Source organism: Pseudomonas sp. c313, from assembly GCF_055407145.1.
The window spans coordinates 848,488-864,518 of the sequence record NZ_JBUZRD010000003.1; the positions used below are offsets into that span (position 1 = coordinate 848,488).

General features: G+C 57.5%; 11 protein-coding genes and 2 pseudogenes. 10 read left to right on the forward strand and 3 right to left on the reverse strand.

Features of this window, described 5'->3' with window-relative positions; translation table 11 throughout:
* Positions 1 to 3: 3 nt before the first annotated feature.
* From ACZRKZ_RS13480 to ACZRKZ_RS13515, 8 genes are all read left to right on the forward strand, one after another.
* Positions 4 to 1,662 carry a hydantoinase B/oxoprolinase family protein gene (locus ACZRKZ_RS13480; protein ID WP_426208765.1) on the forward strand — a complete coding sequence of 553 codons (1,659 nt, stop codon included), beginning with the start codon at positions 4 to 6 and terminating at the stop codon, positions 1,660 to 1,662.
* 27 nt (positions 1,663 to 1,689) lie between these two features.
* A complete protein-coding gene (locus ACZRKZ_RS13485; protein ID WP_463981815.1) occupies positions 1,690 to 3,075 on the forward strand; it encodes an aminopeptidase P family protein in 1,386 nt (461 codons plus the stop codon).
* Positions 3,076 to 3,131: 56 nt separating this feature from the next.
* Positions 3,132 to 4,022, forward strand: a complete 891-nt coding sequence (locus ACZRKZ_RS13490) for a hypothetical protein (RefSeq protein WP_193077815.1) — start codon at positions 3,132 to 3,134, stop codon at positions 4,020 to 4,022.
* A 20-nt stretch (positions 4,023 to 4,042) separates the two neighbouring features.
* Positions 4,043 to 4,864, forward strand: a complete 822-nt coding sequence (locus tag ACZRKZ_RS13495; RefSeq protein WP_193077814.1) for an aspartate/glutamate racemase family protein — start codon at positions 4,043 to 4,045, stop codon at positions 4,862 to 4,864.
* Positions 4,865 to 4,926: 62 nt separating this feature from the next.
* Positions 4,927 to 6,291: an MFS transporter gene (locus ACZRKZ_RS13500; protein ID WP_193077813.1), complete on the forward strand. Its 1,365-nt coding sequence runs from the start codon at positions 4,927 to 4,929 to the stop codon at positions 6,289 to 6,291.
* Positions 6,292 to 6,360: 69 nt separating this feature from the next.
* Entirely contained in the window at positions 6,361 to 7,137 is a 777-nt protein-coding gene (locus tag ACZRKZ_RS13505; protein WP_193077812.1) for an avidin/streptavidin family protein, read from the forward strand.
* A gap of 962 nt (positions 7,138 to 8,099) precedes the next feature.
* Positions 8,100 to 10,535, forward strand: a complete 2,436-nt coding sequence (locus tag ACZRKZ_RS13510; protein ID WP_426208772.1) for a membrane-bound PQQ-dependent dehydrogenase, glucose/quinate/shikimate family — start codon at positions 8,100 to 8,102, stop codon at positions 10,533 to 10,535.
* 88 nt (positions 10,536 to 10,623) lie between these two features.
* Complete coding sequence (locus ACZRKZ_RS13515; protein WP_193077810.1) at positions 10,624 to 11,916, forward strand: carbohydrate porin; 1,293 nt, start codon at positions 10,624 to 10,626, stop codon at positions 11,914 to 11,916.
* Positions 11,917 to 12,087: 171 nt separating this feature from the next.
* On the opposite strand, the gene ACZRKZ_RS13520 is transcribed toward ACZRKZ_RS13515, so the two are convergent.
* Together ACZRKZ_RS13520 and ACZRKZ_RS13525 are read right to left on the reverse strand one after the other, a co-directional pair.
* Positions 12,088 to 12,975 carry an Lnb N-terminal periplasmic domain-containing protein gene (locus ACZRKZ_RS13520; RefSeq protein ID WP_463981816.1) on the reverse strand — a complete coding sequence of 296 codons (888 nt, stop codon included), beginning with the start codon at positions 12,973 to 12,975 and terminating at the stop codon, positions 12,088 to 12,090.
* A 257-nt stretch (positions 12,976 to 13,232) separates the two neighbouring features.
* Positions 13,233 to 13,771, reverse strand: a pseudogene (locus tag ACZRKZ_RS13525) (transposase); the annotation flags it as partial.
* 30 nt (positions 13,772 to 13,801) lie between these two features.
* On the opposite strand from ACZRKZ_RS13525, the pseudogene ACZRKZ_RS13530 reads away from it, so the two are divergent.
* Positions 13,802 to 13,969, forward strand: a pseudogene (locus ACZRKZ_RS13530) (transposase); the annotation flags it as partial.
* A 401-nt stretch (positions 13,970 to 14,370) separates the two neighbouring features.
* On the opposite strand, the gene ACZRKZ_RS13535 reads toward ACZRKZ_RS13530, so the two are convergent.
* The gene (locus ACZRKZ_RS13535) at positions 14,371 to 14,724 is read right to left on the reverse strand and encodes a winged helix-turn-helix transcriptional regulator (RefSeq protein WP_463981817.1); all 354 of its coding nucleotides are present in this window, start codon (positions 14,722 to 14,724) and stop codon (positions 14,371 to 14,373) included.
* A 103-nt stretch (positions 14,725 to 14,827) separates the two neighbouring features.
* On the opposite strand from ACZRKZ_RS13535, the gene ACZRKZ_RS13540 reads away from it, so the two are divergent.
* Positions 14,828 to 15,520: an NADPH-dependent F420 reductase gene (locus ACZRKZ_RS13540; RefSeq protein ID WP_463981818.1), complete on the forward strand. Its 693-nt coding sequence runs from the start codon at positions 14,828 to 14,830 to the stop codon at positions 15,518 to 15,520.
* Positions 15,521 to 16,031: the final 511 nt, after the last annotated feature.

Below are 16,031 nucleotides of genomic sequence, written 5' to 3' on the forward strand. Positions count from 1 at the left end.
GCGATGAGCAGCGTTGATATTTTTACCTTGGAAATCATCCAGAACTCGCTCCAGGCGATTGCCGATGAGATGTTTGCGGCAATGCGCAAGGCCGCCATGAGCCCGGTGATCTATGAAGTGCTCGACATGGGCACCGGCATCACCGACGCCCATGGCAATATCGCCAGTTCCGGCGCTGGCATTCCGGCTTTCGTCGGGGTGCTCGACAAGGCGGTGCGGCAAATCCTCGTAGAACACGCTCAACCAGGTGATATCGAGGACGGAGACATATTTATCACCAACGATCCACATAGCGGTGGGGTGACGCACCTGAACGATGTGGTCCTGGCAATGCCGGTATTCATCGACGGCCAAATCATCGCCTGGACTGCGAACATCGCGCACTGGAACGATGTCGGCGGCATGGTGCCGGGGTCGCTGTCCACCGAGGCGACGGACATTTTCCAGGAGGGCTTGCGCCTCGCGTCGGTCAAACTGATTGGAAAAGGCAAGCCTATCCGATCGGTCCTGCAGATTCTGCGAGCCAACACGCGCATGCCGGACTTTATGGAAGGTGACTTGTGGGCGGCCATCGCCGCAGCCCGTGGTGGTGCCGCGCGGATTGTCGAGTTGAGCAAAAAGTACGGCGCGCAGTTGTTCATCTCTGCGGTCGAAGACTTCATGACGCTGGGCGAAAAGGTCTCGCTCAGGGCGTTGCAGGACGCACCACGTGGTCGCTTCAGCATGGAAGAAATCCAGGACGACGGCCAGGTATTCAAGGTGGTGGTAGAGATTACTCAGACGCAGATGATCGTCGACCTGCGTGACAATCCGGCACAGGCGCTTGGCCCTACCAACCTGAGTCGCGACGGCACCGTAGTTGCGGCGCAGATGGCCTTCAAGGCGGTGACGGCACCGCAGGGCGTGACGAACGGCGGTACATTCCGCCCTCTGCAGGTGTTGACCCTAGCAGGCACACTGTTCGATGCCCAGGCCCCCGCGGCCGAAGGTTTCTACTTCGAGAACCTGATCCGGGTGCATGATTTGATCTTGCGCTGCCTGGCCCAGCAGATGCCTGATCGGTTGCCGGCGGGCAATTTCGCTTCGGTCTGCGCAACCATCATTGGCGGCGTACACCCCGACACCGGACGCATGTTCACCCTGGTCGAACCCGAGATCGGCGGCTGGGGCGCAGAGCAGGGGCGTGATGGCAACAACGCGGTCTATTCGGGCCTGCACGGCGAAACCTATAACTGTCCAGTCGAAGTCTGCGAAGCGCGCTATGGCTTGTATGTCGAGTGCATGGCGCTCAACGACGAACCAGGAGGCTACGGTCAATACCGTGGCGGCCAGGGTATACGCATCGATTACAGGGTACGTTCAAACGGGACTTTCCTCACCTGTGGTTACACCCGTTCCGTCGTCACCCCTTGGGGACTCGAGGGGGGCGCCGACGGCTCGCCAAACTATATCGAAGTGATCCGTAAAGACGGCGGCAGCGAGCGTCACGCAATGGCCAGCGGGGTGATGTTGAACGCCGGTGACATCGTGCGCGTCCGCACCGGGGCAGGCGGGGGCTATGGTGATCCTGCATTGCGTTGCCGCGAGGCAGTTATCGAGGATCTGAAGAACGGTTACCTCAGCGCCGAGACTGCCAATGCCGTTTACGGCGTGCGGGTTTGAACAGGCGTGCGCCAGGAGACCTGAACCATGTTCTCGAACAAAACCTACATTGAGCGTCGGCAAGCATTACGCGAGCGGTTGGCGGGCGGCCTTGTACTGCTGCCCGGCAACCTCGATGCGCCGATCAACTTCGCTCATAACGTCTATCCGTTTCGCCAGGACAGCAGCTTTTCTTACTTTTTTGGCGTCAGCAGTCCGGGGCTCAATGCACTAATTGACCTTGATGACGGCGGTGAAAGCGTATTTGCCGACGAGATCAGCCTTGACGACAGCATCTGGGTCGGCAATCGCATCCCCCTTGCGCAGCAATGTGCAGCGGCGGGTTGCACCACCTTGCAGCCCGCAGCGCAGTTGCAGGCGGTGATCGCCAAGGCACTCAAGCAAGGACGCAAGGTTCATTACCTGCCGCCTTACCGTGCTGACACCACCCTGTTGCTAGCACGGCTGCTTGAGCTACCGGCCGAAAACGTCATTGACAACGCATCCCCAGCATTGATCGCGGCGGCGGTGGCGCTACGCGAGATCAAGGATGCCGGCGAGATCGAGCAGATCGAGCAAGCCCTGGTGGTCGCCAATGAAATGCATCTGGCGGCAATGAAAGCGACCCGTCCGGGTGTGCTGGAGCGAGATGTCGTCGCGGCAATGCGTGGTGTGCTGGGGCGTCATGGATTGCAGGAAGCCTACCAGCCAGTGTTCAGTCGGCGTGGGGAGATTCTGCACAACCTTGAGTATGGCAACCGCCTGGAAGTCGGCGACCTGGTGGTCAACGATGCCGGGGCATCCAGTGTGCAGGGCTACGCCAGCGACGTGACCCGCACGCTGCCGGTGGGTGGACGGTTTCTCGCACACCAGCGCGAGTTGTACACGCTGCTGGTACAGGTTCAGGAAGAAGCCATTGCGGCGATACGACCGGGGCTGGCATTTGCAGAGGTGCATCGGCTTGCAGCACTGCGCATGGTCGAGGGCATGACCGAGTTGGGATTCTTCCAAGGCGATGCAGCGCAGGTTGTCGAGTCCGGCGCCTACGCCCTGTGTTTCCCCCATGGGTTGGGGCATCAACTGGGCCTGGATGTCCATGACATGGAAGCATTGGGCGAAGACCGCGTGGGTTACGACAGGGAGATAACGCGTAGCCCTCTTTTCGGTCTGGGCAACCTGCGCATGGGCAAGCGCTTGCAAGCGGGCATGGTCCTGACGGTGGAGCCCGGGATTTACTTTATCCCGGGCCTGATCGAGCAATGGCAAGCAGAAAAGCGCCACGCAGGGCTCATCTGTTTTGAACGCTTCAAGGCCTATAGCAATTTTGGCGGCATGCGCGTCGAAGACGTGGTGACGGTCGGTGCAAGCTCGGCCAGGGTACTTGGACCGCAAACGCCCAAGCAGGCGGACGATATCGAAACCGCCATGTCGTGAGTGAAGGCGGCCCTCGCGGCCGCCCCATTACTAGAACTACAACAAGAGGAAAAGTGATGAAACTTCGCAATTTGTCGTGCTCAAGCGCGCTGGTTCCGCTCGGCCTGACGTTGGGGCTGGTCACATCCGTGCAGGCCGATCAGTTCATCGGTTTCGCCCAACCAGGCGTCCCCGGCTCCTGGGCGCTTGAATCCTTCCCGGTGGTTAACCGCACCGCCGAAGGCGATGTTCGCGTCTCCTCCAACACCGTGCTGGCTTACTTTACCGAGACCGGGCTGACCGGCACTCAAAGGGACCAGTGGGAGTTCTGGGTGGGCGCCATACCCGGCTACACCGACACCGACGCGGGCGGCGGCAAGAGTGGCTGGGACATTGCCGCGCCCAACATCGGCATCGAGTACTACTACAACATCGTAGAGCCCACCGCACCTTGGGGATCGCCGGATTATGTGACGTTCTGGACCAGCCCCACTCTGATGATCGAGTTCCCTAACGGCAATCATGACACCCAGGGATACGGCGCCGGCTACAACCGTTATGCCTATAGCTTCAGCATTGCCAACTATCTGCAGATCGGAAAATTCGGCGTGACCTTCACCCCGGTCGGCATCTACTACGCCGAGAAAAATCGCAACACCACCGACATGGGGGAGGGTGATCCCAAGCACCTGCGCGGCGGTGTGAGCGTGTGGCTGGGGGATATCGCCGCGGGCTATCTGGTGACCGACAAGCTATGGCTTGGCGTGCACCACGTCTACAACATCAACAATCGCACGGCCTCAGATTTTGAGGAGTCGCGAGAGGGCAAGATCGGCCCTTCCATGACGTACACCGGCTGGTCCAAGCAGGGGGTGTTTGTCTCCGCCAACCTGAACTTTGACTACTACCACACCGACAACCTGCCGTACTCCAACTCGTTGACCATGGCATTGGTCAAGAGCTTCTAGCCCCTGAAGGAATCGAAGATATGAGCAACTTCTTGACCTCTGCCGAGCCGCAGGACGTAGCGGTTTCCGTACGCTGGCTGAACCCTATCGGCAGCGCCGCGTTCGATGAACCTATCGCGCAATTGCTGCGCTCGATCAAGCAACCCTCGACCCAGGTCGAGGTGATCTCCCTCGATATGCACCCAAGTCCCACGCACCTGGAGTACCGCAGCTACGAAGCCTTGATCTATGAACGCAGCGTGCGTATCGCGCGCGACTGTGCCGAGCAAAACATTGATGCCTTGGTACTGGGTTGTTTCTACGATCCGGTCCTGGATGACGCCCGCGAAATCTCCGGACAAACCGTTGTGGTTGGCCCCTGCCAAGCGAGCCTGCAGGTGGCAGCTAACCTGGCCAATCGTTATTCGATCATCGTCGGTCGCAACAAGTGGATCGAGCAGATGAGCGCGCGTGTTCGGGCCTGTGGTGCCGGTGACCGGCTGGCGTCGATGCGTGCGCTAGGGATGGGAGTTGATGAGTTTCAGCGTGATCACGCGCTGACCCGACGACGCATCATCGAGCAGGCCAGGCGTGCGGTGGAAGAAGACGGCGCAGAAGCCATCATTCTGGGTTGCACTATCGAGTTTGGCTTTTTCGAACAGGTGCAAGCCGAGATCGGCGTCCCGGTCATCGATCCAGTGGTAGCCGCGTTCAAGGTGGCTGAGTCGCTGGCGGGGATGAAGCGTCGATTTGGCTGGACACCGAGTCGGGTGGGCAGCTGCGAGCCGCCGCCGGAAGCCGAGATCAAAGCGTTCGGTTTGTTCCAGGGCCCAGTGCCCATCGGCAATCGCGTCAAGGCCTGATCCACTACCGCGAGCAGAGCTTGGCCAACTGCCGGCTCTGCCGCTTTCTAGGATGACCGTTCATGAGCCAACTATCGTCAGCTACTGCTACAGACTCCACGACCACTAACGAGGTAAACCCTCAACGGGGATTGACCGTCGGCCAGGTGTTCGAGAATTTCCCGCTGACCCGGGAGCACCTGAAAAGCTGCCTGGGATTGTTCTTTGTGTTCGCCATTGAAGCCTGGGAGATGATGATCATCGTCTACACAGCGCCTTTGATCGGCAAGGATTTTCAACTTGACTCACTGGCGATCGGAAACCTCATCGGCGCCATTTTTGTCGGCATGCTGGTTGGCTCGCTGGTATGGGGCAAGCTCTCCGAGCGACTGGGGCGCAAGCGTTCGATTATCTTGAGCATGCTGGCGTATGGAGTCATTTCCCTGATCAGCGCCTTTGCCCCCAATTATGCGGTGTTCTATCTGCTGCGGTTACTCAGTGGGGTGGCCGCCGTCGGGATGCTGGTGGTGACCTTTGCGCATTTCGAAGAGCTATTGCCTGTCAAAGTACGCGGCGCCTGTACGGTGTACCTGGCCTCAGGTTGGCCGATTGGTGTGCTACTGGCCTTGGGCGCAACGGTGTGGCTGATGCCGCTGGGTTGGCGCACCATCATTGCCGTCAGTTCATTGGGCAGCTTGTGGGCCATTGCAGTCGCCTACTGGGTGCCAGAGTCGCCTTACTGGCTGGCTTCGGTGGGCCGCCAGGCCGAGGCGCGCGCGGTCATCGCCAGGCTCAGTCGAGGGGCGATCCAGTTGCCCAAGGGATACGAGCTGGCGGTCGAAAAAACGTTGCGGGGCACGCACCGAGAAATATTCGCTGGGGGCATGGGCAAAGTCAGCCTGCTGCAAATCGCGGTCAACTTCACCTTTGCCTGGGGTTACTGGGGGCTGCAGACCTGGTTGCCGACGTTGCTCCAGCAGCGCGGGTTGAGCTTGCCGCAAAGCTATGGATTCATTGCGTTCTCGGCGCTGTGCATGATCCCCGGCTACATGGTGGCGTCCTTTCTCACCAGCCGCCTAGGTCGCAAAAAGGTCGTGGTGTCTTTCATCGGTGCTGCGGTGCTGGCGGGGTATGGCTTCGCCAATGCCCAGACGCTGGAAATGCTCTATATCAGCAATTTTGCGCTGGCGTTTTTCAGCATGGGCGCCTGGGGGGTGTGGGACACCTGGATCGGAGAGCTGTATCCCACCCGCCTGCGACTGCTGGGCTACAGCTGGGCGGTGTTCTCTCAGCGGCTGGCCAACATCCTGGCGCCAAGCCTGATCGGGGTGATGGTGGCCCTCGGCACCTCCTTCAACATGACTACCACGCTGATAAACGGCTTCATGCTGGCAAGTGTCTTACTGGCGCTGTTGATCCCTGAGACCGAGGGTAAACCGCTGCATTGATTGTGCTCAGGGCAATCTTTCCGGGTCGCTGCCAGCGGTAGCGACCCTCCCACATTCAAGGAGAAATGCATGTCTGCTGCAGGCACCTGGGTAAACGAATACGGCTCGATCATGACGTTAGTGAATGAGGATGACCGGCTAAGGGGCACCTATCAGTCGTCGACTGGCTCAACAGGTACTTATGAAGTGCTCGGCATACAGGTCGGATGTGCCGCGACACCCTCGCTAGGCCAACCGCTGGCCTTGTCTATTTGCTGGCACGCCATCGATGATGCACTCCCAGACCCAAGCTGGCATTGGGGTTCTGCCTTGTGCGGCCAGATCAGCTATCAAAATGGAGAGGAAGTCATGGTGTTGGCGCACGCTCTGGTGGCCTCAAGCGATTTTCCCAGCGTGGCAGGGGTGGGAACCTACCTCGATAAACTGACGTATAAACGAGTGCCAGCCCCAGCGTTCGATCAGTTGCTCAATCGCCACCACGAAACAGCGGAAAATGCCCTCGTGGGTCGGTGGTTGGCTGCTGGCAGCAGTCTCACGTTGCGGGTGGATGCGGTTCGCGACAGTCGGCTTGGCTTAGTTTTCGGCAGCATTGTTGCGCAATCCGGTACTCATGAAATCACCGGGTTCACGGATTTACATGCTTCATCTGCCGACCTCCCCCTGCAGTCCGTTACCTTGGTCGCCGCTACCGCAGGGTCCCAAGTGATCGCTCTGTCGGGCACGCTCGATACATTGACAGGCTGTCTCAGCGTGTTCGAAATGACCAGCGCACCCACGGCGCCGTCTAGTAGTTACTGTCAGACTCAGCTGGCATCGACGGTTTACAACCGGCATCCCGCTCACTGACGTATCTCCACTGGTTCCCAAAGCTGGGGAAGTAATGCAATCGGTTCAGCAGATAGAAACCATCAAGCAACTGATTTGAGCCACGTAGCTGCTGCGCTGAGTATGAAGACACCGTCCTGCAGCAATAAAGCCAAGGAGCGGATGTGGGTTGATACGTCTTAGCGATCTGGCAGATATACACTTGGTACTGCGTGAACAGGGTCTGGTCACCCGCTAGACCCTGGAGCAGGCGGCGCGAACTGGTCTGTGTATTCGCAAAGTAACCGAAGTGGAAGGGCGCGAAGCGGCGCGTGAGACGGTTGCCTTCGAGATTGATTTAGGTGTGGAGTCGGCTACGGAGCTTAGTTTTGATCTCTCAGTACGGGCGTTGCCAATCAGCCGTTGTGAAGTCCGCTTCACTGAAACCTTCGTCTGCCTGCGCGCGTAGCGCTTACAACGTATCCTCAATACGTTCTTCGAGATCGTCCTCGAACGATGTAAAGATCGGCCAGACTGATGCCCAAGTGAGGTGCAAGCCCGAGTATCAATTCTGCAAAAATATCGATCGTGCATTTGGTGGTTGAAAATAGCTTTCGATTGTTACTGTTTTGTCAAAGTTGTTTTACAAACTTTTGGGCATATCCGAAAAAAACATCGCGATAAACTACCCCCCAGCATTCTGCCGCTTCTGCACAGCACTAACTGATACAGGTTTCGCTGGCGCTATCATTGCACAATGAACTCGGTGGCGCTTCGCTTTCAAACTGCCGGGTTGCGGCTAAAAACGGCAGTACCTGCGGACCAAAAACGTATTGGCGACACTCGGCACCACTGATCTTCCGTGCTTACTTGCTTCGGCAGGGTAGTGCATAGGGACTTTGAACTAACCACGCGTAGCCAAATACAGGGCGGTCCAATCATTCGGCCGATTTGCTCACCTTCTTTGGGAGCCGTTCTTTATTCACCAATAGGCATATTTACATATGACGGACGACAATCTTTCCCACACGGGAAGACGCTCAATCAGTGACGTCGCAAGGGTGCTGTTTTCCTTGCTGGCTTTTATCGTGGCGCTTGCATTGATCTACGGCGGGATCAAATTGCTTGCCTTGGGCGGATCAAGTTATTACTTGATAGCAGGCCTGGCTTATTTGCTGTTGGCTGCACTTTATCTACTTCGCAAGCGACTTGGCCTTGCACTTTCTGTGGTTATATTCCTGGCAACGTGTGTCTGGGCTTTTTACGAAGTGCGCCAGTTCAGTTATTGGCAACTGCTTCCGCGCCTGGTCGTTCCGGCCGTTATCCTCACGCTTAGTCTGTGGGTAAGTGCAGCGCTTGCTGGTACTTCCTTGCGCACGCAGCGTTTGGCTAATCGTTTTGGTTTTGCCGTGTTCCTGGGACTGATCGCGACATTTGTTGCGGCGTTTTTTCCGCATGGTGCCATCTCCAACCCAGTGGCAACGACGGCTGCGCCTGCTTCCAAGGCGTCCCAATCGGCCCCGGAAAACTGGGAGTTCTTTGGCCGTAATGCGTCGGGCACCCGGTTTGCACCCTACACGCAAATCACTCCGGCAAACGTCAATGAGCTGCAGGTTGCCTGGACTTACAGAACAGGTCGCAGAACCACTGGCGCGGGCGCGGGTGTGGACGAAAACACCCCACTGCAAATTGGCAGTGTTCTGTACTCCTGCACCCCGGAAAACCTGATTACTGCGCTCGATGGTGATACAGGCAAGCCGATCTGGAAGTTCGATCCGCATGCCAAAAGTGAAGAGCACGTGACCTGTCGCGGCGTCGGTTACTACGATATCGACAAGGACGACAGTCTCACGGCCGAGGTCAAAGCCTCGTACAGCAATGACCAGCAATGCCGTCAGCGCATTCTGGTGTCGTCGGTGGATGCTCGTTTGTTAGCGCTCGATGCCCATACCGGCGAACTGTGTCCAAGCTTTGGTGACAACGGTTATGTCGACCTCAAGAGAGGCATGGGCCCGACAGAGAACAGCAAGCGCTATCACCCAACCTCGCTGCCGGTGGTCATGGGCCACCTGACTGTCGTGGGTGGCTGGGTACGCGATATTGTCGCAAACGAGCCTTCTGGTGCTGTCCGGGCCTTCGACGTGCTCACAGGTGCGTTGGTGTGGGCCTGGGATGTAGGCGCGCCTGAGCACACGGATGCTGCCGCCGCCGATCATCAGTTCTCGCTCGAAACGCCGAACGTATGGACGATTCCTACCTACGATAAAGCGTTGAACCTGGTCTATCTGCCTACCGGCAACGGTCCACCCGACTATTGGGGTGGTGATCGTAACCAGGCCAAGGAAAAGTACGGCTCGGCAGTCGTCGCCGTCGACGCTTCGACAGGTAAGGCCAAATGGGTTTACCAGATCGTTCACCACGATGTGTGGGACTATGATCTGCCTTCGCAGCCTGTTCTTTATGACATGAAGAACGCCCAGGGCGAGAAAACCCCGGTCCTGATCCAGACCACCAAAACGGGTCATATCTTTGTGCTGGACCGGCGTACCGGCAAGCCGGTTACCGAAGTTCAGGAGCGCCCGGTACCCACCTCGCCGGCGGCAGAAGGCGAGCACCTCTCGCCTACGCAGCCGTACTCGGTTGGCATGCCGGTCATTGGTGCCGAGCCCCTGACTGAAAAGTCCATGTGGGGTGTGAGTACCTTCGACCAACTCTATTGCCGAATCATGTTCAAGGACTCGGTCTACGTTGGACCCTTCACGCCGCCAACTGAAAAGCCATACATCGAATGGCCTGGCTTGTTGGGTGGCATGAACTGGGGCGGCATTTCCATCGACGAAAACACCGGCATGATGTTCGTCAATGACATGCGTGTGCCGCTGCGAATGTCCTTGGTTACCAAGGAGAACACCAAGAAATTCAAAGTTTCGACTGATGAAGTGCCAGGCTTCATGGGCACAATTCGTCCGCAAGTTGCCGGTATCTATGGTGGGATCAGAATCGACATTCTGCAGTCGCCGCTGGGCGTGCCATGCAACAACCCGCCTTTCGGCAGCATGAGCGCTATCGATCTGAACACGCAGAAGTTGGTCTGGCAGGTTCCACTGGGAACCGTCCAGGACACCGGGCCTCTGGGTATCAAGACGAAGATGCCGATCCCTCTGGGTATGCCGACACTCGGCGGCCCAACCTCAACCGCGTCCGGCCTGGTGTTCTTCGCCGGTACCCAGGACTACTACCTGCGGGCGCTCGATTCGGCAACAGGTAAAGAGGTGTGGAAAGCGCGCCTGCCGGTTGGCGCAGTGGCGGCTCCGTTGATCTATAAGTCACCCGCCACAGGCAAACAGTACGTGGTCATCTCCGCCGGTGGCATGAGCCATTCGCCGGATGTGGGCGACTACATCATCGCCTACGCGCTGCCCGACAGCGTTAGCAAGTAACTCCTCGGCTGACGTTGTTGAAAAATAATCTCCGTTTACGGGGATTATTTTTGCAGCACCCACATCTTTGAAACGGAGCACATCTGGGATGTCTTTTTCTTTCCGCGCACTGCTGACCAGCAGCCTGTGCAGCGGTCTGTCGCTATGCATCTTGCCTCTGTCCTCAGCACAGGCTGACGCCTCCGATCTGATGAGTCGTTCGACACTCACCGGCGACTGGGGGGGCGAACGCCAGAAACTGGCCGACGCGGGGGTCAAGCTCACGGGGGACTACAGTTCTGAAACCATTTCCAACCTGCACGGTGGGATCAAACGCGGCACTCGCTACGCCCAACAAATTCGCATCGGCGCCCAGTTAGATCTGAGCAAACTGCTGGACACGCCTGATGCGGGGGTAATGCAGATCATCGTCAATGATCGTCGCGGTCACAGCGCCACGGAAGACTTGCTCGGCAATCGCCTTTCAGCGCAGGAGAACTACGGTGGCCAGTACACCCGCCTGACCGAGTTCAGCTATCAACGCAATCTGTTCTCGCCAGACCTGTCGACCAAGGTCGGCTTTATGGTAATGGGCACCGACTTTGGCGGCATGCCAATCCTGGCCAACTTTGTCAGCGCCGGCTTCTGTGCGCATCCATTGACCATGGGCAGCGGCAGTGGCTGGGGCAACTATCCGACGGCACATTGGGGGGGTGAGTTGCGCTACAACGTCAACCCATCATTGACGCTGCAAACGGCTGTATTCCAGGTCAACCCGGAGTACAACATGCGCTCCTCCAAAGCCTTCTCCATGCCCAGCAACGGCACCACCGGTGCAATTTTGCCCCTGGAGGCGATCTTCAATAGCGACGATTTTCTTGATGGCCAGTACAAGGTGGGTTGGTACTACGACACCTCCGATGCTCCCAAAATTGGCAGCACGGAAAAAAGCAGCAACCGCACAGGCGCCTATGTGCTAATGGACCAGGCAATCTGGAAAGATGAGCAAGACCCTGAAAGCGTGCTGCGCCTCTTTGGTCAGGCGGCCACCAGCAATGCAGCAACCTCGCCGATGCGCCGCTGGTATTCGGTAGGACTGGTCAAGCAAAAGCCTTTTGCGAGTCGCCCGAAAGACTCCATCTCGTTTGGCTATGGCCGTGCAGTGCTTAACTCGCGCACGCGAGAGGTGCAGGAAGCGGCTGCAAGCAACCCGGGCGAATACAACATGGTCGCGGGCCTGGACAATGCAGAGCAGATGCTGGAGCTCAACTATGGCGCTCAAGTCACACCCTGGCTGCTGCTGCGTCCCGACCTGCAGTACTACATTGAGCCTGGTGCGTTCTTTGGCACGAAAAGGGGTAATGCGTTGGCGGTAGGGTTACAGGTCAAGGCGACGTTTTGAAAGACCATTAGCCCTGTTCTGTCAGCGTTAGGCTGGCCCGGACGATTAACTACGATGTGCCCCAGCGCAAGCACTCCGAGCCGGTTCCAGTGCCTCCTTAAGCTTGTGGGTCAGGTTGTGGTCCGGCTGGCTGGGTTTTCAGTCATCAATTGTTATGGGTCTTGGTTGCTATTATCCAACCGGCACACCCTGACGGATCCTCAGGGAGAAGTCAGGTGCGTCATCCGCCTGTTTAGCACGTTCGGTGATACGTCCTCGGTTGCGCAATTCGCCCAGGCTATACCCTTTCTGTAGGCCGCCGACATCATGCACATAGCCTGGTAGGTAACCCGTTAATAGTAGGCGCTGATCGACGGGTAGTCCGCCAATGATGCTTTGGGCCATGTCGAATACGATGGTCGTGCAGTTGGCAGTCAGAGTGTTGTAGAAGCGTGGTCGCTCTACCAGGGTATTAGCCTGTTTCACGTAGGTCAGCAAGAGCTCACGCATGACTGGCTGAGGCATGTCGATGCGGTACAGGTAGATGTCTTCGTCACGCACGTTGGTCCGTACCCGTACAGCATCCAGCTCGTCGGCAGCCACGATGCTGAGCTCGTATTCCTTGAAGAAGCCACCAAGCATTGAGTATGTCTCGCCTTTTTCCTTGCGGGTCTCCACTGTGAAGACTAGTTGCCGACCATCCTCAAATCCGAAGGAGACTAGGATGTGGGCAATGGCCGGCATACCCCAATAAGAGGTCAGCAGGTCGACGGATTGAAGATGGCGCAAGTCATAGTCCCGACGTTCCCAACTGATGTCATAGTCCTGGTCGCTGCGCCAGCGGAAATTACGCACATTATCCAGCTGCAAGCGTTCGTCGATCACTTGGCCTTGGGTCATGTGTGCAACGTCGTCGGCCCAGGTGCGCAAGTTGGAAGGTTGTAGGGTATGCCACCAGCTCAGTAGGGTGGCGAATGCTAGCACCTGACCGGTTAGCGCCCACAACGGCGGGCGTAGCCACAATAGAGCCAGTAGGCCGCAGCCGAGTACGCACCAGAATACGATCAGGGCATTACCCATAGGGGCTGGCAAGTCCAGCCGGAAGAGCAGGGCGAGAGCTCCCCAGGCAGTGACTAGTAGGAAGGCCGGGCAGAGTATCAGTCTCGCCGCCAGCCGCAGTATTGGATGCGAGCGCTTCATGGTGCGTTCTTCTCGAGTAGATGTTGATGGAGAATGCGGCGAATCTCGAGGATTGCCTCTGGTGTTTCCTGGACGCTGTGCCACGAAGGGATGATCTTTTCTGACTGGGCGCCCTCCAGATGGGCGCTGGTGTAGGGCAGCCTGAGCACGCGTTGCCACTGCTCACGCAGACTCTCTAGCAGCAGCTCGGGCACCTGGTTCTCGGCTTGCACAAAAGCATCCGGCATATCCTTGACCAGCGTGGCGTAACCCTCTGGCAAAACTATGCCGAACTCATAGAACAAACCGCGCAACGCATTGCTTTGCATGATGAGAAAATTCAGCAGTTGGGCGCGAAGACGATGCAACGAGAGGATCGCCTGTTGATCAGGATGCTTGATCGCGGCCGTGCATGCACCAGGCTGCTGCACGGCTGTCCAGATGGCTTGGGCGTCAGCCGCATCGGTCTTGTTTCGGAGCACAAAGGGCCGAACCGAGCGCGGGGCCAGTAAGCGCACCTCATGGTCTAACTGCCGCAGGCTTCTATGGCCACCAAGCTGGTCGGATAGTTCGCAAAGAACGGCAGGACTTCCGCACGCCGTAGTTTGATGCGCTTGATGGCTCCGCTGCTCCGATTAACGGTGTGCAGTTGGAACACCAGCTTCGTAATGTCCATTCCAATCACGCTGTTTTTCATGGTGGATCCTCCTGCGCAAGTGGCGCGGGTTACCTGAAGGGTGATGGTGGTCGTCCGGCGTATCCGCTGATGGCGATGCTGCGCGTTCATCTGATGCAGAACTGGTTCGGTTACAGCGATCCAGCGATGGAATAGTCTCTATACGAGACCACCATCCTGCGCCAGTTTGCCGGACCGAGCCTGGAGCGCATCCCCGAGATCAATGCCGTCGATCTGTTCGCTCCAGAGTGTCTGCGCGTTGACTCTGTGAAGAGTCGACATTGTGTTTGCTGCGCCGTAGGTGATCGAATGCGACAGGGGGGTAATTGCTCATTGTGTGTGAGAGACGTATTAGTGCATAGCTTGGGATGGAGCTGGATCAAGGTAATGTAATGATTAGTGATCGCGAAGTTGCACTGGAGCAAGCGCTGATTGCTGTTGTCGGGACTGGCCTTGTGAGTGGATTGGATGTAAAGGCTTTCTTGGGAAATGCTGAAGCTGGTCTTCTGTCTAATGCATCCTACTGCTGGGTAGGGCACCGTAAGCGTCCGGCGATCACGCCTCGACAGTCGAGAGCGCCGGATGCTTAGGCGTGTGAGTGCTCCGAAGCACGGTTGCGCTCAGGCGTGGTCGCGTCTCATTTCGGTCCATTCTATCAAAGCCTGTATTGATGGCCCGAGTGCGTGGCCGATATCCGTGAGCTGGTACTCCACTTTAGGGGGCACTTGCGGGTACACCGTCCGCAGCACGATGCCGTCCTTCTCTAGCTGCTTGAGCTGTTGAATCAGCATCTTCTGATTGAGCCCTTCGATCAGCTTCTCTATATCCGAAAACCTAAGCGCTCCCTTCGCGGCGAAAAGCTGGCACAGGATGATGATCTTCCACTTCCCCTCCAGCACGCGAAGAGTCTCGGTCGTTGCCTCAGCCCAACCCCGACGACTTTGCGGATCACCGCAATTCCAGTCCCGTTCCATTTCTTTCTCAATAGTGTGTTACCCACCTTTTGGTGGGTACTTACTATTATCACATCAGCGCTCTAGAATCGGTGCAAGACATAGGATTAGTGAGGCTTAATTCATGAAAATTGGCATCATTGGAACTGGTAACATCGGCAGCGCCTTGGCTCGCCACTTCGTCTCGCGCGGGCATAGCGTCTCCATCGCGAACTCGCGCGGACCTTCCTCGCTTGCGGAAATCGCAGCCAAGACGGGTGCGAAGGCAGTAACCGCCGAGGAAGCTGCAGGTGCACAGGATATCGTTGTGATCACCGTTCCGCAGGCGGCAGTCCCCAATCTGCCGATCGACGTCCTATCTAAATCGAAGGCCGTCGTCATCGACACCGGAAACTATTACCCGGCGCGCGACGGCCTGATTGTGGAGATCGAAGGTGGCGTTCCCGACAGCGTATGGGTATCGAACGTCATCGGACATCGCGTGGTCAAGGCGTTCAACAACATCGTCGCTGCGAGTCTGGTCGCCGAAACTGCGGCGGCTGGGGCTGAGGAGCGGATAGCCCTTTCCGTCGCGGGTGACGACATCGATGAGAGGCGCCGCGTTATCCAGCTGGTCGATCAGATCGGTTTTGACGGGATCGATGCAGGCGATCTTTCCGATTCCTGGCGCCAGCACCCTGGCACGCCGGCTTATTGTCGGAATCTAGACGTCGAAGCGCTGAAATCGGCGTTGGCGGAAGCCGACTTGAGCAAGGTTTCCACCTACCGGGCTGAGGCAGACGAAGGAATGAAGGCGTATCTGAAAAACCACGGCTGACCCCAGGGCAAAAGCTGACGCTCGGGGCGGGGGTGCGGGACGTCCAGGTAAAGGGCGCCAAGACACGCCGACGCGGCCGAGTGGTCTTGCCGGCCATGTTCGCAGCTGACAACTGGCATAAGCCACGTCTGCGAAGCTTCATGAGCACGATTTGTACTTTGCCCAAAAATAAACACTGAAGTGAAGTCAATAGGTGGGGGTATTCCCTAATGCCTGTCAGTAAAAGTACTAAATCTGTGGGAGTGAGCAAGCTCGCCCCCACATGGATTTCGCTTAACTGATCGGCATTTGGGTATGCCCCCTATGTAGGATTGATTGCTAAGGAGACTGTTCTAGCACTGCGCCGCGGTACTCAGGATCATTATCGCAGCATGTAACCCATCGGCTGGTCATCCTTGTCGAAGCAGAGGATTGTAGTGGTCAACTAATCCCGGACACGACGTTAAGTTTTTTCTCGGCCTGAGCCGGCGTTAGCCCGCCATTAAATTGATGAGGCCGTATCCAGTTGTAG

Excerpts from the sequence above, each read along its gene's own strand:
- ACZRKZ_RS13510 (WP_426208772.1), top strand. The coding sequence starts at position 8,100 with ATGACGGACGACAATCTTTCCCACACGGGAAGACGCTCAATCAGTGAC.
- ACZRKZ_RS13540 (WP_463981818.1), top strand. The coding sequence starts at position 14,828 with ATGAAAATTGGCATCATTGGAACTGGTAACATCGGCAGCGCCTTGGCT.
- ACZRKZ_RS13500 (WP_193077813.1), top strand. The coding sequence starts at position 4,927 with ATGAGCCAACTATCGTCAGCTACTGCTACAGACTCCACGACCACTAAC.
- ACZRKZ_RS13490 (WP_193077815.1), top strand. The coding sequence starts at position 3,132 with ATGAAACTTCGCAATTTGTCGTGCTCAAGCGCGCTGGTTCCGCTCGGC.
- ACZRKZ_RS13480 (WP_426208765.1), top strand. The coding sequence starts at position 4 with ATGAGCAGCGTTGATATTTTTACCTTGGAAATCATCCAGAACTCGCTC.
- ACZRKZ_RS13485 (WP_463981815.1), top strand. The coding sequence starts at position 1,690 with ATGTTCTCGAACAAAACCTACATTGAGCGTCGGCAAGCATTACGCGAG.
- ACZRKZ_RS13505 (WP_193077812.1), top strand. The coding sequence starts at position 6,361 with ATGTCTGCTGCAGGCACCTGGGTAAACGAATACGGCTCGATCATGACG.
- ACZRKZ_RS13495 (WP_193077814.1), top strand. The coding sequence starts at position 4,043 with ATGAGCAACTTCTTGACCTCTGCCGAGCCGCAGGACGTAGCGGTTTCC.
- ACZRKZ_RS13535 (WP_463981817.1), bottom strand. The coding sequence starts at position 14,724 with ATGGAACGGGACTGGAATTGCGGTGATCCGCAAAGTCGTCGGGGTTGG.
- ACZRKZ_RS13515 (WP_193077810.1), top strand. The coding sequence starts at position 10,624 with ATGTCTTTTTCTTTCCGCGCACTGCTGACCAGCAGCCTGTGCAGCGGT.
- ACZRKZ_RS13520 (WP_463981816.1), bottom strand. The coding sequence starts at position 12,975 with ATGGGTAATGCCCTGATCGTATTCTGGTGCGTACTCGGCTGCGGCCTA.